This window comes from Stenotrophomonas sp. (assembly GCF_032061965.1).
GTDB lineage: Bacteria > Pseudomonadota > Gammaproteobacteria > Xanthomonadales > Xanthomonadaceae > Stenotrophomonas.
This window is the reverse complement of the sequence record NZ_DAMBEF010000003.1, coordinates 104,879-128,757: the sequence shown is the minus strand read 5'-3', so window position 1 is coordinate 128,757 and position 23,879 is coordinate 104,879. Positions and strand designations below refer to the sequence as shown.

Sequence of the window (23,879 nt, the reverse complement as noted above, 5' to 3'; positions counted from 1 at the left end):
GACATTCCAGATGGGGGCTGGCGCGCCAGAGGCAAGCCAGCGTTTGAATCAGGGGCTGTTGGCAGCCGCCGGGGTAACGACGGGCGGGGGCGTGCGCGGCGCATCGCGATCAATCACCTCCACCTTGGGGTCCTTCCATGGCCCCGTCACCTTATAGGTTTTGGAGCCGATTTCACCCAATGGCTTGCTCAGCACGGCATTGGCCGCGGCACCTACCGCCGCACCCACCGGGCCGCCGGCCACTGCGCCCACCACCGCAAGCAGGTTGCCCGAGCGCGGGTTGACGTCGATGGTCTGGTCGAACTGCTGGGTGCGCATGTCGGCCTGGCCGCGGATGCTGATGTCCGCCGCCGGTGCCTCGATGGCGACCTTGTCAGTGCGCGCCAGCCCGTCACCGAACTGCACCGTGCCCTCGACGTGGTTGAACGCCAGGCCCTTGGAGAACAGGTCGCGGAAATCGAACAGCAGCCGACGCGGCAGCTGCGCCACGCTGAGCAGCCCCAATACACGGCCAGCGCCCGGCTCCACTTCCAACAGCTGGCCGTTGCGGAGCTTCATGTCCAGCGTGCCTTCCAGGTTGGCCAGCTTGAACGCCATCGGCCCACCGCTCCAGCCGGCCTGCAACTGGATTTGGCCCTCACCGCCGCGCACCTGGCCGCCGTAGGCCAGCCGCTGCAGCAGGTCGCCCAGGTCCTCGCTTTTCACGTCGGCGCTGACCCGGGTGGTCGCGGCCTCGCCCATGCCCCGCCACTGGCCCTGCACATCGATGCTCTGCTTGGACGCGCGGAACTGCAGTTGCTGCACCTGCATGCCATCGGCCAGCGGCTGGGTTCGCAGCCGGGTCTGGCCCAACTGGACGCTGGCAAAGGCCAGATCCTCAATATCCAGCGACAACGGCGGGATCTTTGCCGGGTTGATCGGCGTTGTCGGGGTATCCGACGACTCCGCTGCAGCTGCCGGCTGTGCAGCCTGCCAATGCACCCGATCCAGTGCGCCACTCACGGCGGCACCGTCGGCATTGGGAACCCGCAGATCACCCGCCAGCGCCGGGCCATCCAGACGTACCGCGATGGCCTCCGCGCCGGGCCGCAACTGCAACCGCGTCTGCGGGAAGTGGCCGCCGATCAGCAGCAGCTCGTCGGCCAGCACATCGATATGCTTGAGCGCCAAGCCGCCCTCGCCTTCATCGCTGCCACCCCGGGCCAGGCTGATCCACTCCAGCGCGTCCAGCGACGGGGTACGGCCATTGACCTGCAAGCCGTCGGCCGGCGGCTCCTGGGCGACCCTGTCGCTGCCCATGGTGACCTGCACGCCGGTCTTGCCATTGTTGCTGCGTGCGGCCAACGCCATCAGCCGCCCGAAGGCCACATCGATGCGACCTGCACCCATCGGCAAGGCAGCTGTCACGGTCGTTGCCAAGCCATCGGCTGCGGGCTTGTTCAAGGGCGCTGGCAACTGCAGGCGCGTGCCGCGCAGGTCCGAATGCAAGGTCAGCATGGTCGGCACCGTCACCGCACCGGCTGCCACCTGCTTGGGCAGGGTAACCCCCACCGTCCACTGCGAAGTGCCATGGATATATGGCTTGAGCCAGTTCAACTCCGGTGCGCGATCGAGCAACTTGCCGGCATCCAGTGCCGCCCCAAGCTCCGCCTCGAACGCATTGCCCGGCTCCTTGGCGAAGCCGCCCGCGCGCAATGCCAGTACGCCGTCCCGGTCCTGATGGCGCACCTGCAGTGCGGGCGCATCAAAGCCATCGTCGCTGTAGACCACCTTGCCTTGCACGTTGTCGAACTGCAGGTCCCAGCGCTTGTCGGCCAGACGTGCGCCACGCAACTCGACCTCACCCCGCAGCTCGCTTTTGCCGTCCTCATGGTGCAAGGGCAACATCAGGTCAAAGTTGACCGCAGCCGGGCCGGCAACCGTCAGGTTGTCCAGGGTTTCGCCGTAGCTGGCCTGCAGCGGACTTTGCCGCAACAGCGCCAACAGCCGCGCACCGTCATCGACGGTACTGGCTTGCACACGCAGTTTGGACTCATGGAAGTCGGCGATGCCAGCCTGCATGCTGGCCACCTTGACCCCGGCCAGCTCGCCACGCCCGTTCAACTCGAAACCGTTGGCGATGAAGTTGATATCGGCATTCACCTGGCGCATCAACGGCCAGTGCTCATTGAAGCGGATGCTGCCATTGTCGATATGGCCGCCCGCCTCGAAGCGGCCGTTGTGCCCGGTGAACGGCCAGTCATCCAGGTCACCTACCGCCAAACCCACGCCATTGCGCACATGGCCATCGACCAGCGCCGCATCCAGCCAATCAACTGCCGCCTGGCTCATGTGGGAGCGCACCCAGAAACGTTTGGCCGCGGTCATCGGCACGTCGTCCAGTTGGGCCGCCAGATTGATCCATGGGCGCGTGCCATCGCCCTGGAACCACATGCCACCGCGCAGGTTGGCGGCGTAATCCTCGCCCTGTACACGCAGTGCGGGTGTACCCACCTGCCAGCCCGCGCCCTCGCGCCAGCCAACCAGCTCGCCGGCAAGATGCAGGTCATGCACCACGCCGAAGCCGGTGGGCCAGTCAAAACGCACAAGGTGATCGGGGGTCAACGCCAACGAAAACGCCTGCGCATCACCCTGGAAATGGCCACGCAGGCCGCTGATGCCCGGGCTGCCGCCCACGGCGGCAAAGCTGGCATCAAGCAACTCGCCGCTGGCGCGGACCGGGCCATCGCGCTCACCTGCGATGCTGACATCGGCAAAGCGGAGCGAGGGCCGTGACTGCGTCAGCCAGCGTCGCAGGCTGGGCTCAAGCGCATCGCTCAGCGCTGCCACCTGCAACAGCGGCCCCACATCCACCTGCTTGCCCTGCAGCGCGAAATGCTTGCCGCCGGCCAGCAACAAGCCATCCATCACCTGCCTGCCGCCAGCGCTGTCGATCCGCAGCAGGGGGGCGTCCAGACGCCAGCCATCAGCACCGGCCTGCCAGCGCGCGCGCAGCTCCAGCTTGTTCAAACCCACCTGCGGGGCTGCCTTGGTTGCCGGCAGCGCGGCACCGGACAGCACAACCTTTTCCAGCTCGCCCGCGGCGGTGACCGCCACCACGCGGTGATCGTGCAACTGCACCCAGGCGTGCAGTTCGCCCCGCCCCTGTCGTGCCTGTATGCCGGCCACGTGCAGCAAGGGCGCCCAAGCCCCCAGGTCCGCCGGCTCGGCTGCCAGCCATGCCTGGCCGTCACCCTGCTTGCGCTGGAAATCCAGCACGGCGGTCAACGGCGGAGCGGCCGTGTCTATCCAGCCTTTGGCCCCCACGCGCAGACGCTCGCCATCCACCCGCAACCGCAGGTCGATACGCGGGATACGGGTCTGCAAGCCAATTCCGGGCGCCTGCACCTGCAACTGGCCGCCAATGACCTGCAGCTCGCCGAGCCGGCGCAGGCTGTCGAGGGGATCGCCGCCGCTGTTGTTGCTGGGCAGGCCAAGCACGGACCAGCGCCCATCCTCGGCACGTTGCAAGGTCAGCGCCAAGCCACGCAGACGCAGCTCGGTCAGGGGTGCGCCGGGCAACAGGCCCGAGTACACCGCCACCAGCACCTCGGCCTGGCCGATACGCACGCCCTCGCCCTGGCCGATGCGCAGGCCATCCAACTGCAGCAGCGGGCCGCGTCGGGTCCAGCGGGTCTGCAGCCGATCAAACGCCACCGGCTGCCCGGCCCGCTCACTGAGCCAGGCGGCAACCTTTTCCGGATGTGCCTGCACTGCCGGCAACAGCTGGCTCAGCGTGCCCACCAGCAAGGCCACGCCCACCAGCACGATCGCCAATGCAATCAATGCATAGCGTCGTGCACGGCGCAGGCGGTGGCGCAACAACGTCGTCATCAGCTGCGACTTGGGGCTCCGGCAGCAGCGTTCAGGTCAAAGCAATACGACATCGAACTGCTCTTGCAGGTACTGATCGTCGGCCTGGAAGCGAATGCTCTTGCCCAGGAATTCTTCCAGCTCGGCCACCGCCGCCGACTCTTCGTCGGTGATGCGAGCCACGACCTTGCTGGAGGCAATCACCAGCAAACGTGCCGCCTCAAACTGGCGCACGGCGCGGGTGATCTCGCGGAAGATCTCGTAGGTGACGGTCTCGGCGGTCTTGATGCTGCCGCGGCCGCTGCATTGCGGGCAGGTTTCGGACAGCTGCCGCTCCAGGCTCTCGACCGTGCGCTTGCGGGTCATTTCGACCAGGCCCAGCGGCGAGAAGTCGTACACCGTGGTCTTGGCATGGTCACGGGCCAGTGCCTTTTCCAGCGTGCGCAATACCTGGCGGCGGTGCTCGGCGTCATCCATGTCGATGAAGTCGATGATGATGATGCCGCCCAGGTTGCGCAGCCGCAGCTGGCGGGCCACCGTCTGTGCCGCCTCCAGATTGGTGCGGAACACGGTTTCTTCGAGGTTGCGCTGGCCAACGAAGGAACCGGTGTTGACGTCGATGGTGGTCATCGCCTCGGTCTGGTCGATGACCAGGTAGCCGCCGGACTTGAGCGGCACCTGCTTGTTCAAGGCGCGGACGATCTCGTCCTCGACCCCGAACATGTCGAAGATCGGGCGGTCGCCGGTATACAGCTCCAGCTTCTCGCCCAGCACTGGCATGTATTTGGCGACGAAGGCCTGCAGCTGGCCGAAGGTTTCCTTGGAGTCGACCTTGACCTTGTCCACGTCCTTGCGGATCAGGTCGCGTACCGAGCGCAGCGGCAGGCTCAGGTCTTCGTAGATGATGCTGCACGGCGGCGCTTCGCGACCACGCCGCTCCACCACTGCCCACACCCGCGACAGATAGGAGATGTCTTCGGCCAGGGCCTCGGCCGGCTGGCCTTCGGCATTGGTGCGCACGATGTAGCCGTAGCCGCCGTGCTGGGCCGAGATCTCGGTGACCAACGACTTGAGCCGGGCACGTTCGGCCTCGTCCTCGATGCGGGCGGAGACCCCCACCATCTTGGACTGCGGCAACAGCACCAGGTAACGCGACGGAATGCTGATCTGCGTGGTCAGCCGGGCGCCCTTGGTGCTGATCGGGTCCTTGACCACCTGTACCACCACGTCCTGGCCATCGCGCAGCAGCTCGACGATGGGGACAGAGGACGGCAGCGGCAAACTGGGGGCGGTTTCCTCGGTATCGGCGGCGACAGGCGCCGGCCGCACCACGTCGTTGGCATGCAGGAACGCAGCGCGGTCCAGCCCTACCTCGACGAAAGCGGCCTGCATGCCAGGCATCACCCGCTGCACCTTGCCCTTGTAGATGTTGCCGACCACGCCGCGGCGCCAACCGCGCTCGATGTGCAGTTCCTGCAGCATGCCGTTCTCGATCACCGCCACGCGGGTTTCGCGCGGGGTGACGTTCACCAGAATCTCTTCAGACACGTCCTTCACTCCCCCTGGTCCATGGAATCACCTGCCGCGCCCGCGGCAAACGCCGCCAGCAGGTCGGCTGTCTGTTGCAACGGCAGACCCATCACCCCGGAGTAGCTGCCGGCCAGGTGATGGATGTAGCGCTCGGCCCCGCCCTGGATGGCATAACCGCCGGCCTTGCCCATCGGTTCACCGGTGGCCACGTAGGCGGCGATATCCGCTGCGCTCATCGGCGCAAAGCTGACTTCCGACACCACCGTCGTCACCGCTTCCCGGCCGGCCCCGACCAGACCCACCACGGTGATCACCCGGTGCGTGCGGCCAGCCAACGAGGCCAGCATGGCCGCCGCATCGGCGGCATCGGCCGGTTTGCCGTACACGCGATCGTCCAGTACCACCTCGGTATCGGAGCCCAGTACCACCGCCTGCGCGTCGTCGGCCACCAGCGCCAGCCCTGCCCGCGCCTTGTCCAAGGCTACCCGTCGCACATAGGCCTCGGCCGCCTCGCCGGGCGCACGCAGCTCCGGCACTTCGAGATCGAGCGCACGGAAGGGCACACCAAGGCGGGACAGCAATTCGTTGCGGCGGGGGGAGCGGGAGGCGAGATAAAGCATCGCGGAAGCATAACCTGCGCCAGCAACCTGAATGATCGCCATTGCCGGCAAAGTGACGGCGACCCCATCATGGCTCACCACCCGTTCATCGCCACGTGTTCATTTTCACGATCCAGCCAAGGAGGATCACCATGCGCCGAACCGCTCTCGCCCCGTTGCTGCTTTCCCTGTCACTCGCTCTGGGAACCTCGATGACCGCCCACGCCCAATCCGTCCCCACTGTTGTCGCCAGCGATGCCACCCTGCTGAACATATCGGCCCAGGCCGAGGCCAAGCGGGTGCCGGATGTGGCTACCCTGTCTGCCGGCGTGGTCACTCAGGCCGTCGACGGCAATACCGCCATGCGCGAGAACGCCGTGCAGATGGACAAGGTCATGGCTGCGGTGAAGGCGGCTGGCATCGCCGAGCGTGACATCCAGACCAGCGGCATCAATTTGAACCCGCAATACCGCTATGCGGACAACGAGGCCCCGAAGATCACCGGTTACCAGGCCAGCAACACGGTCAGCCTGAAGGTCCGCGACATCACCAAGCTGGGCAAGGTACTGGACAGCCTGGCCGCCCAGGGCGCCAACCAGATCAACGGCCCCAGCTTCGAGATCGACCAGCCTGAGCCGGTGTACGACGAGGCACGCCTGGCCGCACTGAAGAAGGCCCAGGCTCGCGCCGAGACCTATGCCAAGTCGCTTGACCTGCGTGTGCGCCGCATCGTCAGCATCTCCGAAGGCAGCCAGGGCGGCTTCCGTCCGATGCCGATGATGGCCATGTCCGCCGGCCGCAGTGCCAAGGCGGAGATGGACACGGCCGTATCACCGGGCGAGAGCACGGTATCGGTCAACCTCGACGTGGTGTTCGAACTGGGCCGCTGATCCCAGCCACCTGAGCCACGCAACGGCGCCTACGGGCGCCGTTGTTGTTTGCGTGGTATCTGTCCGCTTCTTTCTGTCTGCCAGATAACCGGAATTCCCGCCCCCGCTTGCCGGCCAACGCAATAACAGGCGCACTGGACCCACGGGACGCAGCACGCAAACCCCGTCCCGTGTCATCGCGCGTTGTTCTCTGTCACACGCCCACGCATGGAGGTGCAAGATGGTCCGTACACAGCACGGCAGCACGTCTTTCCATTTCGAACCGGCACGCATCCTGGCCTACAGCGCCGCCATCGCCCTGCACCTTCTGGCGGCAGCCCTGTTGCTGATACCGCTGGCGCAGTCGCCGATACGGGTCGATCAGGCACGCCAGGAGCGCTGGATACTTCCTGAACTCAAACCGGTCGCCCCCGCGCCAACACCGCCGCCGCCGACCGAACCGGTCACCGAAAAAGCCCCGCCGGAACGGCCCACGCCGGCGCTTCCTGCACCGGTGGAGACCGCACCGTTGCCGATCTTTGCCACCGATGCCGTGGTCAACCTGCCCACCACCGACATTGCCGCTCCCTCCACCGACCCGACGCCAAGCGAGGTCATCAGCCAGCCCAGCCAGCCGCTGACCGGCGTACAACTGCGCTACCTCAACGCCCCACCCCCGGCCTATCCGCGTGAAGCCCTGCGCGCGGGCGCCGAAGGCACCGTGATCCTGCGCGTGCTGGTGGGCATTGACGGCGTGCCGCTGCAGGTGGATGTGGAGCGCAGCAGTGGCAACCGGAGTCTGGATACTGCGGCGAAGACCCAGGTGCTGCGCCGCTGGAAATTCCAGCCGGCCACTGATGGAGGCCAAGCTGTACAGGCATACGGCTTGATTCCGGTGGACTTCACCCTGGACTGATCCGAACAAGTGCCGGAAACGCTTTCTAAACGAATGCAAAAGGGATGGCACGAACAGGCCAGCTATTAATCTTTATTTCACCGTCTCGTCACTTGCAGGAAACCTAGATTCGCGGCCGTCGATGTTCGTCGGCCGCGTTTTTTGTGGCCCTTTTGCTGGACTTCCCTGGAGAGAGACCGTGAAACATTCGACCCACCGCACGCTTGACTGCACGCGCTCCACGTTGAGCGCAGCCATTACCACCCACCTGACACAACTGCTGCTGGTACCCGTGGGGCTGCTCGCGGGCACCTCCCTGGCCATGGCCCAGGACCAAACGACAAACCTGGACCGGATCATGGTGACCGGCTCCAACATCCCGCGCACGACAACCGAAACCGCATCGCCGGTTCAGGTCATCAGCCGACAGGAGATCGAGCGCACCGGACGGGCGACCATCGGCGAATACCTACAGACCCTGACCAGTGACGGTGCCGGGTCCATCCCCAAGAGCTTCGGCACCGGCTTTGCCGGTGGTGGCTCGGGCATCTCGCTACGCGGCCTCGGTGCAGCTTCCACGCTGGTGCTGCTCAATGGCCGGCGCATGGCGCCTTATGGATTGGCTGACGATGGTCAAAAGGTGTTCACCGACTTGAGCGTCATCCCGATGGATGCGGTTGAGAGAGTGGAAGTTCTGAAGGATGGCGCATCGGCCATTTATGGATCCGACGCCATTGCCGGCGTGGTGAACATCATTCTCCGCCGTGATTTCACTGGCGCCACCGCCAAGGCCTCGTATGGAACATCGGGGGACAGCGATGGCAACGCACGCAAAGGTTCATTGACCGCAGGCATTGGCGATCTGGACGAGGATGGCTTCAATGCCTTCGTCAGCATCGACGTCAGCAAGACCGACGATATCCGCATTTCCGACCGCCGCAACCGCAAATGGATCGGAAACGGCGACCTCAGCCCCTACGGTTTCGATCGCGTTGCTGGTGGCCAGTTCTTCCCGCTCAACGGCGCCATCACCGCTGGCGGCACGGTTGCCGGCAACTCGCCGGCGGGCAGCATCCGCGATCCCGCGACGGGTCTCTATCAATCTCTGCCGGGCTGCGATCAACTGTCCAACATCACGCCCGCCGACCCGGGCGGCGGCTGCCTGTGGGAAACCCAGGACTTCCGCAGCCTGACGCCCAGCGAAGAGTTCGGCAATCTGTTCGCGCGCGGCACGTTCGTACTGTCCGACAACTTCGAAATGTATGGCGAGTTCGGCTATTCGAAGAAGAAGAATGTGTTTTACAACACCCCAAGCGGCGTCTCCGGATCCTGGGGTTATCCCGGCGGACCGGTCAATGCCAGCAGCGGCGATGGCGCAACCGTGCTTGGCGCAGATCATCCGGACAACCCGCTGGGGGTCGATGCCCGGCTACGCTATGCCGCCTTCGATGTTGGGCCCCGCGTCACCACCAACACGAACGAGTTCACACGATTCCTGGTCGGTGTGAAGGGCACTGCAGGTGCGTGGGACATCGATACCGCGTATCTGCATTCGGCAACCCAACTGGTCAATGAGCGCACCGGCTTCCTGCGCTACAGCCACGTGCGCACGGCGTTGACCGATCCAAACAGCCCAGTGGGTTGGTGGCGGATCGGTGCCAACGCGGGGCAGAACTCGCAGGCGCTCTACGACTACATTTCCCCCACGATCCATGCCAATGCGTCCACCACTCTGGACATGATCGACTTCAAGGCCACCCGCAGCCTGGCCGATCTTGCCGGTGGTCCGCTGGGCCTGGCGCTGGGTGCCGAATACCGCCGCCAGAAAGCCAATCTGGACCCTCAGAGCTACACCGACATAGGCGACATCATTGGTCTGGGCTATTCGGCCTACAAGGGCACCCAGGAAGTCGCGGTGGCCTACGCGGAGATGGTTGCACCGTTGCTGGACTCGTTGGAATTGACCGGCGCGTTGCGCGTGGACAAGTACAAGGATGGTGAAACCGCAACCACGCCGAAGTTCGGCGTGAAGTGGACCCCGACGGACTGGATTGCCCTGCGCGCCACCTATGCCGAAGGTTTCCGCGCACCAGGTCCGGCCGAAGCCGGCGATGGTGGCCTGGCCGCCTTCAGCACGGCACGCGACCCGGTGCGCTGCCCGGGCGGCACTCCCGTCCCTGGGGCAACTGCGGCCGACTGCGCGGTCAATCTGGCAATCATCACTTCGGCCAATCCCAACCTGAAGGCCGAAGAATCCAAGAGCTATACCGTCGGACTGGTACTCGACCCCACGCCGACCACCACACTCACCCTGGATGCATGGCAGATCAAACGCACCAATGAAATCAATCAGGGCGATACCGACTTGGCACTTGCAGCAGGACGCGGCATCCGTGCCGACAACGACCTGCCAGGCATACCCAACAGCGGAAGCCTGCTTGCGGTCAGCGTTGACTACATCAACTCCGCGTCCACAACGATCCGGGGCTTTGACTTCGATATCCGGCAACGCGCGGACCTGGGAAATTACGGCAAGCTGCTGATGGACCTGCAGTGGACACGCATCAACTCCTTTGAACGCGACGATGGCACCGGCACCGTGTACCAGTACGCAGGCACACACGGCAACTGCGACGTGACCAACTGCATCGGTACGCCCAAAGATCGTATCAATCTTGGCGTGACCTGGGACATGGACCGTTTCAGCATCAGCGCTATCGGCAACTACATCGGCAGCATGGACAACGTGGCATTCGAAGGTGACAGCTGCGCCAACCACTACACTGATGGCTCGGATGCTCCACGCGGTTGCGAGCTGCGCTCGTTCTATACCATCGACCTGTCGGGCCGTTGGCGTGCAACGGATTCCTTCGAGATCTTCGGATCCGTACAGAACGTCACCGATCGCGTGGCTCCGCTGGACCCACTGACCTATGGTGCCGTCAACTACAACCCGCTGCATTTCAGCGGTGCCATTGGCCGTTACTACACCATCGGTGCCAAATACACCTTCAACTGATGGACTCAACCTGCCCGGCGATGGATCGCCGGGCAGGTTGGAAACGCACCAAAAGAAAAAGCCGCGATTCCTCGCGGCTTTTTCTTTTGATCTGGCGCCCGAAGTTGGACTCGAACCAACGACCCCCTGATTAACAGTCAAGTGCTCTAACCGGCTGAGCTATTCGGGCGGGGACGCGCATTCTATACGGTTGTTACGCGCGATGGTAGGGGTGATTGGCCAACATTGCCGCTGCGCGATACAACTGTTCGGCCACAACCAGCCGAACCAACATATGCGGCAAGGTTAGTGGGCCGATCGACCACTTCTCGTCGGCCACTGCCGAGACCTCGGCGGCATGGCCTTCTGGGCCGCCGATCAGGAACGCCAGGTCGCGCCCCTGCGAGCGCCAATGCTCCAGCCGTTGCGCCAGCTGCTCGGAGCTGAGCTGCCTACCTGGCACATCCAGGGCCACCACGTAGGGATTCTTCGGCAGTGCCGCCAGTACCCGCTTGCCTTCGTCTTCGATTGCGCGCTTCGGATCCCTGCCCTTGCCGCGCAGGCCAGGTTCGATTTCCACAAGCTCCAGTGGTAGCCAATGCGACAGGCGCTTCTGGTATTCGGCAAAGCCCTGTGCGACCCAGACCGGGGCACGCTCACCGGTGGCGATCAACTTGGCTTTCATGACGCGGCTCCAGACACGGGATCAAATGAAAACGGCGCCCTGCGGCGCCGTCATGCGGACTACGGCAAGGGCAATCAGCCCTGCACGTCGTCCTCTTCGTCAGCGGCCGGCGGCTGGTCGCCCACGGTCCACAGGCGCTCCAGCGCATAGAACTCGCGCACGCGCGGCAACATGATGTGAACGATCACGTCGCCCAGATCAACCAGCACCCACTCTGCTTCACGCTCGCCTTCCACACCCAGCGGCATCACGCCCAGCTGCTTGGCAAAACGCACCACCTCGTCACCGATCGACTTGACGTGGCGGGTGGAGGTGCCGGAGGCGATGACCAGATAGTCGGCAACGCTGGACTTGCCGCGGACATCAATCTCAACGGCATCCTTGGCCTTGATCTCTTCCAGAGCGGAATGGACGGAGGCCAGCAGCGCCGGGACGGAGGGTGCCGGGTTGGGCAATTGTGTCTTGATGACTTGGGCTTCGGTGGTCAAAGCGGGAGAACTCGATGAATAAGGGGGAGATTATAGAGAACCCGGCCGCTGCCGGCATTCACGACGGTGGGTAAGCGTACAGCCCATGGGCCTGGACATAGTCGGCCACTGCCGACGGCAGCAGCGGCCGCCAGTCGCCGCCCCCGGCAATCAGGCGGCGTACGGCCGTGGCCGATTCCGCATGGAGCGGCTGGTGCATGCGCCAGACCTTGCCTGCGGGCGCCTGTCGCAGCGCTGCCGGCGACTCAACCCAGGCCGATGCCAGACGCTGGGCCAGGACCGCTGGCAGTTCGCCGTCCAGGGCACTGCCCGGACGTTCGGCCACCACGATATGCGCCAACAGCAGCAGATGCTCCCATTCATGCCAGGTGGGCAGGCCCAACAGACTGTCCGCCCCCATCAGCAGCACAAGGGGCTGCTGCGGCCCGAACTCGGCCCGCAGTTCACGCAGGGTATCCACGGTCCAGGAAGGCTGGCCGGGGTGCCGCCGCGCGCGCTCCAGCTCGCGCAGATCCACCCGCAGTTCATTGCTGCCCGCCGTGGCCAACCGCAACATCTGCGCGCGCTGGGTGGCATTGGCACCCGGCGGCGGGCGATGCGGCGGATCGGCGGCCGGCATCAGCCGGACGATACTTTCCAACGCCCGCGCCGCGCCCCGTGCGATCGCCAGATGGCCATTGTGCACCGGATCGAAAGTGCCGCCGTAGAACACCTGCAGACCGGCTGCGGGCACCACGTCAGCGCGCGCCCCGGACCAACAGCTTCACCGCCCGCGCCTCGGCCAGGGCCAGCAGCAGGCGCTCCAGCGCCAGCCAGGCATCACCATCGGCGCGGCCCTTGGCGATGCGGTCGATCTGCGAGGCTTCGGCGACGAAGCGCTCCCAGCGACGAGGATCGGGGTGACGCTGCAGGGCGCGCTTGAACGGCGCCTGGCGTGACTCCCAGATGCCCTTGGACTTCATTTCGCCCGCCAGGTTGCCGCCGGCAGCCTGTACCCGGGCCAGCCCAGCGGTGAGCAACAGCTCGCGGATGATGATGGGCATCAGCGCGGCGACGGCCTCACCCTCCGCGCGCAGCCCGGCCAACATCCGCAACACGGCCGCGGCCTGCCCGGAAAACGCGGCTTCGCTGAGCCGGAAAACGTCATAGCGGGCGGCATCGGCCACCAGCGCTTCCATCTTCTGCACATCCAGGGTCTGGCCGTCGGCCAGTAGCGCGAGCTTGTCGATTTCCTGTGCCGCCGCCAGCAGGTTGCCTTCCACCCGCTCGCTCAGGCGCTGCACGGCGGCCGGTTCGGCACGCAGGCCCTTGGCCCGCAAGCGCCGTTCGATCCAGTCGCCCAGCTCATGGGGCTTGATCGCCCACGCTACCGACAGCACGCCAGCCTTGTTGACGGCCTCGGTCCACTTGCCCTGGTGCGCCTTGCTCCATTCACCGGCGGTGATCAGCAGCACCACATCGGAGGGGGGGCGGGCGCAGAAATCACTGATGACTTCGGCGCCTTCCTTGCCAGGCTTGCCGTTGGGCAGGCGTACCTCGACCAGGCGGCGGGCACTGAACAGGCTGGGGGCATTGAAACTGGAGGACAGCTGCCCCCAGTCGAAATCACGACCGTCCGCGTCAAATACTTCGCGCTCGCCGATGCCCTCGGCACGCGCCTTAGCCCGCACCGCATCGGCAGCCTCGATGACACGCAGCAGTTCCGGACCTGCAATCAGGTAGATCGGCGCCAGTGCCTGCCCGCCGATCTGGCCGGAAAGCTGTTCAGGACGCAGCTCCATCAGCGCACGCAACGGTCATGGCGCAGCGCCATGGGCCGTTCAGTCCTGGCCATCCTTGCTCCCGGCAGCCGGCTGCAGCTGATTGGACTTCTCCAGATTCGCACGCACCACGCTGTCGATACGGCGCAGGATGGAGGCGGACATCTCACGGCGCAGTTCGTCGGCCAGGATCTCGCGCTCGGTAGCCGTACCGGTGTCGTCCTCAGGCTGGGACACGTAATCACGTGACAGCTCGATCACCTGCTCGGGAACGACGGCGGTGCCGTCGGGATGATTGAACCCGAAAACAACCGCATAACGCATGCTGTATTCCTGCGAGCGACCGCGTTCGTCGATGGCGATCGGGCGGTCACCCCAGCGCTCGGAACGGATGACCAAACGGGCCACACCTTCGCTGTCCTCAGCGACGGGCGCCTCGTCATCCACGACGCTCACCCCTGAAGAGCGCAGTCCACGCGAAAGCAGCTTCACCAGTTCGCTGTAGCGCGTGGTGGACTCCACCTTCACCGACGGCATGTCGGCGGGCAGTTCCAACTTGTTGCGCAGGTGAAAACCACAACCGGTCAGGCCGGCGGCGAGGAACAATGCGATCAGATATCGGGTCATGGACACAGTCTGGAGGAGCGGGCCGGGAGCGGCAATAGCAGGGCCGCATCTTCGCGCATCGGGGGTGAACGCGGATGAATCGGCGTTGACGCCAGCACCCGCAGGCCGGAACCCGGGTTAGCCGCCGGGCCAGACCCGGCGGCGTTGGGCAATGCGGCTGTACCCGCCGCGTCCGCCCGATGGACGGCGCGGCGGTACCTCAGCCGGCAACGATGTTGACGATCTTGCCCGGCACGATGATCACCTTGCGGATGCTCAGCCCATCCAAGAACTTGGCCGTATTCGGCTCTTCCTTGGCGAGGACTTCGATCTGCTCGCGCGAGGTATCGGCAGCCACGTCGATGGTGCCGCGCAGCTTGCCGTTGACCTGCACCGCCAGGGTCAGCGAATCCTTGACCAGCGCCGCTGCATCCACCTGCGGGAACGGCTGGTCTTCCAACAGCGTTTCAGCATGGCCCAGCAACTGCCACATCGCATGGCAGGCATGCGGGGTGATCGGGTTCAGCAACAATACCGCCGCCTGCAAGGCTTCCTGACGCACGGCACGACCCTGTGCGCTGGCATCGTCAAACTTGGCCAGGGCATTCAGCAGTTCCATCACCGCCGCAATGGCGGTATTGAAGGCGTGGCGGCGACCGTAGTCGTCGCTGACCTTGCCAATGGTTTCGTGGGTCTTGCGGCGCATCGCCTTCTGTTCGGCCGTGAGCGCAGCGGCATCCAGCGCCGGGGCCACGCCCTCGACGGTGTGCTTCTGCACCATCGCCCACAGCCGGCGCAGGAAGCGCGCCATGCCATCGACGCCGGCCTCGTTCCACTCCAGCGACTGTTCCGGCGGCGCGGCGAACATCGAGAACAGGCGCACCGTGTCGGCGCCGTACTTGGCCACCATGGTCTGCGGGTCCACGCCGTTGTTCTTGGACTTGGACATCTTCTCGGTGCCGCCGATCACCACCGGCAGCCCATCCGTACGCAGGGTTGCACCGGTGATACGGCCGCGCTCATCGCGCACGGTGTCCACGTCGGCCGGGTTGAACCAGTCCTTGGAACCGTCGCTGTTCTGGCGATAGAAGGTCTCGGCGATCACCATGCCCTGGCACAGCAGGTTCTGCGCCGGCTCGTTGCTGTCCACCATGCGCGCATCACGCAGCAGCTTGTGGAAGAAACGGAAGTACATCAGGTGCAGGATGGCGTGCTCGATGCCACCGATGTACTGGTCCACCGGCAGCCAGTAGTTGCCACGCTTGTCGACGGCTTCGCGGGCACCCGGCGAGGTGTAACGGGCGTAGTACCAGCTCGACTCCATGAAGGTGTCGAAGGTGTCGGTTTCGCGTTCGGCATGGCCGCCGCAATCCGGGCAGGTGGTCTTGCGCCATTCCGGGTCGGCCTTGATCGGCGAACCGGTACCGGTGAGCTCAACGTCCTCGGGCAGGATCACCGGCAGCTGGTCTTCAGGCACCGGCACCGCGCCACACTTGTCGCAGTAGATCACCGGGATCGGGCAACCCCAGTAGCGCTGGCGGCTCACGCCCCAGTCGCGCAGGCGGTAGTTGATGCGGCGCTGGCCCTGGCCCTTGCGCTCGAAACGCTCGGCCAGTGCCTCGAACGCGCCCTGGAAATCCAGGCCGTCGAATTCGGCCGAATTGACCAGTTCGGTCTCGCGGGTCTTGTCGCCGTACCAATCCTGCCAGCGCGTGTCGTCGTAGCTGCGTTCGTCGTCGTTCTTCGGCGACTTCAGCGCGATGACCTGCTTCTTGGGCAGGTTGTACTTGGTGGCAAATTCAAAATCGCGCTGGTCATGACCAGGCACCGCCATCACTGCGCCGGTGCCGTAGCCCATCAGCACGAAGTTGGCGACCCAGATCGGCACCTGCTCGCCGCTGACCGGATGGATGGCCTTCAGGCCGGTGTCCATGCCGCGCTTTTCCTGGGTTTCCAGCTCCGCTTCGGACACACCGCCCTGCTTCAGCTCGGCCAGCATGGCGGCCAGCTGCGGGTTGTTCTTGGCCGCGTGCACAGCCAGCGGATGTTCGCCGGCGATGGACACAAAGCTCACGCCCATCACCGTATCCGGGCGGGTGGTGAACACGCGCAGTGGATCCAGTGCGGCGCCGTCCAGGTCGCGCACGTCGAACTGGATCTCCAGGCCTTCGGAGCGGCCGATCCAGTTGCGCTGCATGGTCTTGACCGAATCCGGCCAGCCCGGCAGCTCATCCAACCCGTCCAGCAATTCCTGGGCGTAATCGGTGATGCGCAGGAACCACTGCGGAATTTCGCGCTTCTCGACCAGCGCGCCAGAGCGCCAACCGCGGCCATCGATGACCTGCTCGTTGGCCAGCACGGTGTTGTCGACCGGGTCCCAGTTCACCACCGAGTTGCGGCGGTAGGCCAGGCCCTTGCGCATCAGGCGGGTGAACATGCGCTGCTCGTGGACGTAGTAGTCCGGCGTACAGGTGGCGAACTCACGCGACCAGTCGATGGCATAGCCCAGCGACTTGAGCTGGCTGCGCATGTGGCCGATGTTGGCGTAGGTCCACTTGGCCGGCGCGGTCTTGTTCTTGATCGCGGCGTTCTCGGCCGGCAGGCCGAAGGCATCCCAGCCCATCGGCTGCAGCACGTTGTGGCCGGTCATCCGCTTGTAGCGGCTGATCACGTCGCCAATGGTGTAGTTGCGCACGTGGCCCATGTGCAGCGCACCGGACGGGTACGGGAGCATCGACAGGCAGTAGTACTTGGGCTTGTCCGAGGTTTCATTCACCTCGAATGCCTTCTCGGCCGCCCAGAACTTCTGGGCGGCGGCTTCAACCTGCTGGGGATCGTAGATATTCGGTTCGACGCTGGACATGTCAACGCTGGGCAACGGCAAAGCGGCAAAGGGTACCGCAGTGCATCATTGCACTCCAATCGGAACAGGTTTGCATTTCCGCGAAAAACCGCAGGTCATTGAAAAATAGACGGTTTGATCAGGCCGCCGGGCAAACTGGCGAACGCCCGTCGCGCCCTGCCCGCTTCCGCAGCGCCAGCCTCAGCTGCGGGCAGGCAACAGTCGCGCGGCAACCGCCAACCACACCAGCCACCCCAGGAAGGCCAGCCGCTGTGCCATGGCTGCCGGCATGGCGACCTCGAACAGGAACGCACTGCAGGCCATCCATATCGCACAGATCACCCCCAGATTGGCCAATGGACGCCAACTGCTGTCCTTCGCCGTCCCCAACCGCAGCGCCACCGCTCCGGCGCAGAACGCCAGCAACCACAGCAGCCAGGCACTGGCGTGGAATTGACTGGCGCGGTTGTCGATGTCGTCCACGTCCAATGGGAACAATCCCATCGCGACGAAGGCGAGCGCGGCCAGCAACAGCATCTGCCCACCAACGCGCAGCGCGCGCGGCGCGGCGGCCGGCATGCGCAGCACCATGTCCAGTGCGACCAGGCCAGCAAGCAGGCCGGGCAGCACGAACCCCAGCCAGCTGAACATCACGCCACCTGGAACGCCATGCGCGCCCAACAACGACACCGGGTGCCGCATCTGGTCGTAGCCGGGCAGGCGCAGGCCAAAAACAATCACCGCAGCCAACCAGATCATCACCGCCGCGGGCCCAGCCCAGTGCCACAACTTGCGCGCCATCGTATCCAACCCTGATCACTCGGCCGCGTCAGGTGTGTCGCGGCTACCGGCGGGCATTGTGACAACAGCGGCCGGCAATCGCACCGGCCGCCGTGCCCCACCCCCTGCCGGTCGTACGCTGCTCAGCCACGGATGCCGGCAATTTCCACGCGTCGATTGGGGGCCAGGCAGGCCACCAGGTTGCCTCGCCCGCTGTCAGCGCAATCCACCAACGGCTCACTATTGCCACGGCCTTCGGCACGGATGGCCGCAGCCGGAACACCTTGACTGACCAGATAGGCGCGTACGCTATCCGCCCGACGTTGCGACAGGCCCTGGTTGTAACTGTCACTGCCAATGCGATCGGTGTAGCCCACCACCACCAGGTTCGCCTGGGCCGCATTGCCTCCCAGGCTGCGCACCACCTCATCCAGTCGCGCCCTGCCGGCATCGGACAGCTCCGCACTGTCGAAGGCGAACAAGGCATCGGCCGAGATGCGCAGCGGGGCCTGTGCCGCGGGCGGCGGCGCAGGAGGGGGAGGTGCGGGAGCTGGCTCAAGCAACGCGGCGCAACTGGCAGGTTTCCAGGCCTGCCCTGTCGCTGTTCCGTTACCGTCGAATTGGACCTGGAACTGGCATTGCACCGGCGCGGCCCCCACCGAACGCCGGAAGTTGAATACATAGTTCCACTCCCGCACTCCCCACAGACCTTCATTGAACTGCGGGGTGCCCAGCAACTGCTGTATCTGCCGCTTGCTCATGCCCGGCGCGTACTGGCGCAGGTTGTCCAGGTTCACGTAGGTGCCGCCGGCCGGATAGGCCTTTGCCGGGTCAGGAAAGGCGTCCCGCGCCTTGCCCGCACCGCACCCTGCCAACAGTGCCAGCAGCGCCAGCCCCGTCCATTTCATGTCCATGTGCTTCTCCGCATCGTGTCGAGGTCGGCCTGGAATCAGGCAACAGGGCTTACCACTGGAAACCTGCACCAACGGTCACGCCACCGTCGCCGCGGGTATTGGCCGAGCCACTGAGCTTGTAGATCCAGCGCCCTCCATCACTGACCCCGGATACACCCACCGCCATGCTGGATTCACCATGGAAGGAGCTGGCCGCGAACGACGCCATGCGCCGGCCGGCTTCCGATGGCTGCGGCAGGCCGGCCATCGCCATGGCCGAGGCAATACCCGCAGAAGCCCGATCGTCGACGCGCTTGATATCGCGGGTAATGTCGTTGAATCGCTGATCCGTGTAGTTCTTCGACCAATCCATCACGTCCCCCAGTCCCTTGTTGAGTTGTGCAACGTTCACCGCATCGGTGGGCGCCGTGCCCGTACCGACGTTGTGGATGACCGTACTGGTCCCCGACCGGCCCATGGTCACGCTGCCGTAGTTGGTGCTGCCATCGGTGTTCTGGTCATAGCGCACCGTGCCCTGCTGCGATGCCTCGAGTTGACGGACGTTGACCGCATCGGTCGCCTCGGTACCGTCGGCGACATTGGTGACTTGTCGCTCCTTGCCCGCTGCGCCGACCGAGACGGTATTGGCGCGATCAGCGATGGAACCTGCACCCAGCGCCACGCTGTCCGTCGCACTGGCACTGGCACCGTTACCGATCGCCACCGCGTTGTTGCCGCTGGCGGTCGCCTGGGGACCGGCCGCAACCGCATCCTGGCCCGTGGCCGAAGCCGCCGGCTTGGTTGAATTGACGGCGTAGTAGGCGCTGCCCGCACCGCCGTTCTGGATATTGTCGATGCGGTTGTTGACGTTGACGATGGAGCTGTCCATCGCTGCCAACGCGTCGGTGACGTTGTCCAGCACGACCTGGTTGGTGTCGCCGCTGCTGGTCACCGAGGTCACCGCAAAACTCGGCGCGGCCCACAACCCGGTGCTCGCATCGAAGCTCATCGTGCCACCAATGGCCTGGCTGATCGCCGCGTTCGTTGAGGCCAACTGGCCACCATTGACCGCATCCAGGCTGCCGCCGGCCACTTCACCGGCGGCCAGATTGCGCACTGCCACCGCCTCGCCATTGCCTGCACCAACCAGGTAAACCTCGTTGATCGGCTCACCATTGGTGTCGGCCGAATACTGCACGTTCAATGGATCGAAGCCGCCACCGCCGTTGTTTCCGCCCGGGCTGATCAGGTTGCGCAGGTTGACCAGCGAATCACTGATCGAATCGAACGCAACGCCGATGTTGCCAAAGCTGCCAACTGCGGTATCCCCCCACATATCGATCCCTGCGATCTGGTAGCTGGGAGCTGTCAGCACCCCGCCGGCAGACAGCGTGGCCCCGCCGCCCAGATGAGCTGCCATGCTTTGCCCCAGACCAAACAATTGCCCGCCATTGACTGCATCGGTGCCGCCCACGCTGATGGCGCCAGCCGCCACATTGCGCAGCGCGACCGTTGCGCCACTGCCGTCCCCCAGCAGATTGACCTCATTGAGCGGATTGCCGGCGCCATCGGCCGAATAAAGTACTGCCAGTGGATCACCGCCAGCAGGTAGCCGCGCCGACAGGTTCAACAGCGAATCACTGATCGAGGTGAACGCGCTGTCGAAGTTCAGATAGTCCTGCAGCGAGGCCTGTCCCGCCATCGATATGCTGTTGATCTTGAAGGTGGGTGCGCTGAACGTGCCATCGGCAAGGAAGGCCGCCCCGGCACCGATATAGCCTGCCAGCGACTGGCCCATGCCCTGGATCTGGCCACCATTGACGGCCTGCATGCTGCCCGCCGCCAGCGCGCCATCGGCCAGGTTGTCCAGGGTAGTACCGACGGTCGCGTTGCTGCCGCCCAGCGATACCCGGGTGTAGTCGACATTGCCATTGGCGTCGAGGTCGTACAGCACGGCCTGCAGGCTTACATCGTTGATCTGGCTGATCGCGCCCTGCAGCTGGGCGACATTGACCGCATCGGTGGCCTGCGAGCCCGCAGCGACATGGGTGACCTGGCGCTCACGCCCCGCCGAACCCACCGCCACTTCACCAATCGACGATTGCGTCGCACTCAGGCCAAACGCCGTGTAGTTGTCCACGCCGCCGCGTTCGGCATTGGACTTGTAGCCCAGCGCCACGCTGTTGGCCTTGTCCGACGTCGCACCGGCACCCAACAGGGTTTGTCCGTTGGCAGTGCCGATGGCGCTGTCACCGATCACCACCGAATGCCCGAGGCGCGCATCGTAGTCCGCGGTCGGCACGCCGGTCGGGTTGTCCGGATCGTTGACGCCGTCTCCGGTGAATACATCATTGGCATCCTGCATGGCCAGGCGATGCTGGGCATTGGTACCAATCACCACTTCCTTGGAGCCGTTGGCGAATGCACCGTCGCCGATCAGCACCTGGTAATCCTGCGCCGCGTTGATGCCCCAGCAATCCACTTGTGCAAGGCCCAGCAGGTTGGCGCAGGTGGATGCCCATGCCGGTGCCTCATCGGGCAGCAGCAGGCCCAACAACCCATTGGGGTCGCCATTGTTGATGTTGTAGATATAGCTGTCGGATGTCACCCCACCCAGCAGGGTCAGGTGCGAATTGCTGCCCGTGGCCAGCCCACCCACGCCGTCAAGCAGTTCCCCAACCGGGCTGAGGTTCACCGTCGGCAGGCCGAGCACCGACACCACGGTATAACCTTGTGCAATGTTGGCACTGTTAACGGTGAGGCTGCCGTTCTGCACGTAGCCATTGCCACCCAGCACCGAGGACAACGTGGGGGCCAGTATCTGGCCAACAGTACCGACAGCGCCGCCATTGCCAACGATCAGGCTGCCACCTGCAGCCGGCGGCGGCGGAACCGGGGCCGCCGGCGCCGCTGCTGGTGCACCGGTCAACTGCCCCACCGCGTTCGATACGCCGCCCGTCACGCCACTGACCACGTTGCCGAGCGTGCCGGTCAAGCCACCGACACCCGATGTCGAGCCCGTCAACCCGCCGAGCGTACTGCCCACTGTATCGAGCACCGCATTGGCGGTGCCATCGACCGTGCCCAGCAGATCCTGGACCGCACCGACTGCGTCGCCACCGGCGAGTGCGCCGGTCGTCTGCTGCAGCCCGTCGTTCAGGGTGTCCACGCTTTGATCCAGACCATTGCCGAGCGTGCTGGAGCCGGTGACGCCGGTGACCAACTGGCCAACGCCCTGCCCGAGGCCATCCACCACCGGCGCGGCACCGCCCACGACGCCATCTACCACGCTACCGACGCCACTCGTGCCGACCACCCCGCCCACAGTATCGGTGACGGCACCGACAACGCCGGTGACCGCACCAGCCAGCGGATTGCTTCCCTGCCCGCCCGACACTGCCGCACCCGTGAGCGCGCCGGTGACCTGTTCCACCCCATCCGCAACGACGCCAACCGTGCTGGACACGGTGCCACCCAGTTGCGTGGAACCCGTCACGCCGGTCAGGACACCGCCGACAACGCCGCCTACTCCATCCAGCAAGCCGCCCAAGGACGCACCGGCACCATTGCCATCGCCGCCTTGCAAGCCATCGGTCAGTCCACCGAGCAACTGTTGCGCGCCGCCGGCAACACCGGCGACCGTACCGCTTACCGTCCCACCCAACTGGGATGAGCCGGTCACGGCGGTGACCGTGCTGCCGCCCACCGTCCCCACTGCATTCAGTACGCCGCTGACGGCCTGCCCCGGGTTGGTGCCACCCTGCAGTGCACCGGTCAACCCGCCCACCAGTTGCTGCACACCGCCAAGTGCTGGCGTGCTGCCGCCTGCTCCGGGAGCGGTCACCTCACCCAGCGCACCGACAACACGCTGCACGCCGCCGGCAACGCCAGCCACCGTGCCGCTCACCACTCCGCCCAACTGCGTCGACCCCGTCACTGCGGTGACCAGGCCGCCGCCGGCATTGCCTGCCCCTTCCACTACGCCGGCGACACCACCAACGAGTTGCTGCACCCCTCCCAGCACGGGCGCGGACTGCGGCTTGCCGGACGAAAGCACGTTGGCCAAAGCATCAGTCGTGGCGTGGACAGCCCCTGCAATATCAGTCACACCCGCAGCAACCGCTGCGCCGCCCGAAGCCGAACCGCTGACGCCGGCGACGACACCGCCTGCAACCGTGCCGAGCCCGCCCAGCAGCGGCGCGGCACCGTCACCCAGCCCTTCAACCAAACCAGACAATGCATTGCCGTCGTTTGCCGTGCCTGCCAGCCCCGTCACCACTCCCAGCACCCCGGTAACCGTATCGCGTACCGGCGCGCCGTTCTCTTCCTTGCCCGGTGACAACAGGTTGGTCAGCCCATTGACCAGCCCCCCTCTGCCGCCACCTGTCGGCGCGCTGGGCGCGGCACCCGACAGCAGTTGGACGACGGGGGCTGCTGCATGTGCCACTTCTCCGATCACCTTGCCTGCCACAGGCACATCGATATTCGCGCGCAGCTTGGCCGCGACCTGCAGCGTCGGGCGGGCGGCCGCCGTCTTTGCGGGCGTTTGGATATGGACCTTGGCCGCCGCTGCAACGTCAGCGCGGATCAACGAGGGAACGGCAATGCTGACGGCCGCACCGGCACCTGCCTTTACTCCAGGAACGGGGAGATGCTGCAGCACCTGCTGGCTTTCGTCGCTGCTGTACTTGGCGACCAACGATTGAAGATCGTCCAGACGCGTGTCGGATGCATATGCTGGCAACGTCATCACCAAGGCCAGCATGCCGGCGGCGCTGGTCCAGCCAAGCGGACCGACCGGCGCCGACAATTTCAATGCCCCCGATGACTTGCCGTGTGCGCTCGCCAGTTCCGAGCCAACCACGAAAGCGTTGAGGGTGCGATTCCATACCAGGCGATAGATGCGGTTCATGAAGGGGGGCCTCCAAGGCGCCCGGGATGGGCGGCTGTGTGAGGCCAGTACACCGCTTCGGACATGCGGCACTTACCCGCATCCGGCACATCCATAGCGTGATTTGGCAAAGCGTTGCGCTTTACCGGCACGCCAATGCACCAATTCGGCAATCAGCCCGAATACTTGAT

At 65.2% G+C, this 23,879-nt stretch carries 15 protein-coding genes and 1 tRNA gene; 3 read left to right on the top strand and 13 right to left on the bottom strand.

Annotated features, from left to right (window positions below; all coding sequences use genetic code 11):
* Positions 1–48: 48 nt before the first annotated feature.
* From RT460_RS02740 to RT460_RS02730, 3 genes are read right to left on the bottom strand one after another with little or no spacing between them, the layout of a single operon-like run.
* On the bottom strand, positions 49–3,873 hold the full coding sequence (locus RT460_RS02740; RefSeq protein WP_313317015.1) for a YhdP family protein: 3,825 nt from the start codon (positions 3,871–3,873) through the stop codon (positions 49–51).
* Between the two features lie 36 nt (positions 3,874–3,909).
* Positions 3,910–5,400: a ribonuclease G gene (gene rng, locus RT460_RS02735; RefSeq protein WP_313317014.1), complete on the bottom strand. Its 1,491-nt coding sequence runs from the start codon at positions 5,398–5,400 to the stop codon at positions 3,910–3,912.
* A 5-nt stretch (positions 5,401–5,405) separates the two neighbouring features.
* Positions 5,406–6,002, bottom strand: coding sequence for a Maf family nucleotide pyrophosphatase (locus RT460_RS02730; protein WP_313317012.1), 597 nt, complete (start codon positions 6,000–6,002; stop codon positions 5,406–5,408).
* A gap of 131 nt (positions 6,003–6,133) precedes the next feature.
* On the opposite strand from RT460_RS02730, the gene RT460_RS02725 reads away from it, so the two are divergent.
* From RT460_RS02725 to RT460_RS02715, 3 genes are all read left to right on the top strand, one after another.
* Positions 6,134–6,871 (top strand): SIMPL domain-containing protein, encoded by a 738-nt coding sequence (locus RT460_RS02725; protein ID WP_313317011.1) that lies wholly within the window; start codon positions 6,134–6,136, stop codon positions 6,869–6,871.
* Between the two features lie 220 nt (positions 6,872–7,091).
* Positions 7,092–7,766 carry a TonB family protein gene (locus RT460_RS02720; RefSeq protein ID WP_313317010.1) on the top strand — a complete coding sequence of 225 codons (675 nt, stop codon included), beginning with the start codon at positions 7,092–7,094 and terminating at the stop codon, positions 7,764–7,766.
* A gap of 178 nt (positions 7,767–7,944) precedes the next feature.
* Positions 7,945–10,764 carry a TonB-dependent receptor gene (locus tag RT460_RS02715; RefSeq protein ID WP_313317009.1) on the top strand — a complete coding sequence of 940 codons (2,820 nt, stop codon included), beginning with the start codon at positions 7,945–7,947 and terminating at the stop codon, positions 10,762–10,764.
* A gap of 92 nt (positions 10,765–10,856) precedes the next feature.
* On the opposite strand, the gene RT460_RS02710 is transcribed toward RT460_RS02715, so the two are convergent.
* The 10 genes from RT460_RS02710 to RT460_RS02665 all read right to left on the bottom strand — a co-directional run bounded on the left by RT460_RS02710 (position 10,857) and on the right by RT460_RS02665 (position 23,709).
* A tRNA-Asn gene (locus RT460_RS02710) sits at positions 10,857–10,933 on the bottom strand.
* Positions 10,934–10,957: 24 nt separating this feature from the next.
* A complete protein-coding gene (rlmH, locus tag RT460_RS02705) occupies positions 10,958–11,428 on the bottom strand; it encodes a 23S rRNA (pseudouridine(1915)-N(3))-methyltransferase RlmH (protein ID WP_313317008.1) in 471 nt (156 codons plus the stop codon).
* A 74-nt stretch (positions 11,429–11,502) separates the two neighbouring features.
* Entirely contained in the window at positions 11,503–11,916 is a 414-nt protein-coding gene (gene rsfS, locus RT460_RS02700) for a ribosome silencing factor (RefSeq protein WP_313317007.1), read from the bottom strand.
* 58 nt (positions 11,917–11,974) lie between these two features.
* Positions 11,975–12,652, bottom strand: coding sequence for a nicotinate-nucleotide adenylyltransferase (gene nadD / locus RT460_RS02695; RefSeq protein ID WP_313317006.1), 678 nt, complete (start codon positions 12,650–12,652; stop codon positions 11,975–11,977).
* Position 12,653: 1 nt separating this feature from the next.
* Positions 12,654–13,697, bottom strand: coding sequence for a DNA polymerase III subunit delta (gene holA / locus RT460_RS02690; protein WP_313317005.1), 1,044 nt, complete (start codon positions 13,695–13,697; stop codon positions 12,654–12,656).
* A 39-nt stretch (positions 13,698–13,736) separates the two neighbouring features.
* Positions 13,737–14,303 (bottom strand): LPS assembly lipoprotein LptE, encoded by a 567-nt coding sequence (lptE, locus tag RT460_RS02685; protein ID WP_313317004.1) that lies wholly within the window; start codon positions 14,301–14,303, stop codon positions 13,737–13,739.
* 199 nt (positions 14,304–14,502) lie between these two features.
* Positions 14,503–17,145: a leucine--tRNA ligase gene (leuS, locus tag RT460_RS02680; RefSeq protein WP_313317003.1), complete on the bottom strand. Its 2,643-nt coding sequence runs from the start codon at positions 17,143–17,145 to the stop codon at positions 14,503–14,505.
* 180 nt (positions 17,146–17,325) lie between these two features.
* Positions 17,326–17,925 carry a DUF998 domain-containing protein gene (locus tag RT460_RS02675; protein WP_313317002.1) on the bottom strand — a complete coding sequence of 200 codons (600 nt, stop codon included), beginning with the start codon at positions 17,923–17,925 and terminating at the stop codon, positions 17,326–17,328.
* 122 nt (positions 17,926–18,047) lie between these two features.
* Complete coding sequence (locus tag RT460_RS02670; RefSeq protein ID WP_313317001.1) at positions 18,048–18,818, bottom strand: OmpA family protein; 771 nt, start codon at positions 18,816–18,818, stop codon at positions 18,048–18,050.
* Between the two features lie 49 nt (positions 18,819–18,867).
* A complete protein-coding gene (locus RT460_RS02665) occupies positions 18,868–23,709 on the bottom strand; it encodes an ESPR-type extended signal peptide-containing protein (RefSeq protein WP_313317000.1) in 4,842 nt (1,613 codons plus the stop codon).
* Positions 23,710–23,879 lie beyond the last annotated feature (170 nt).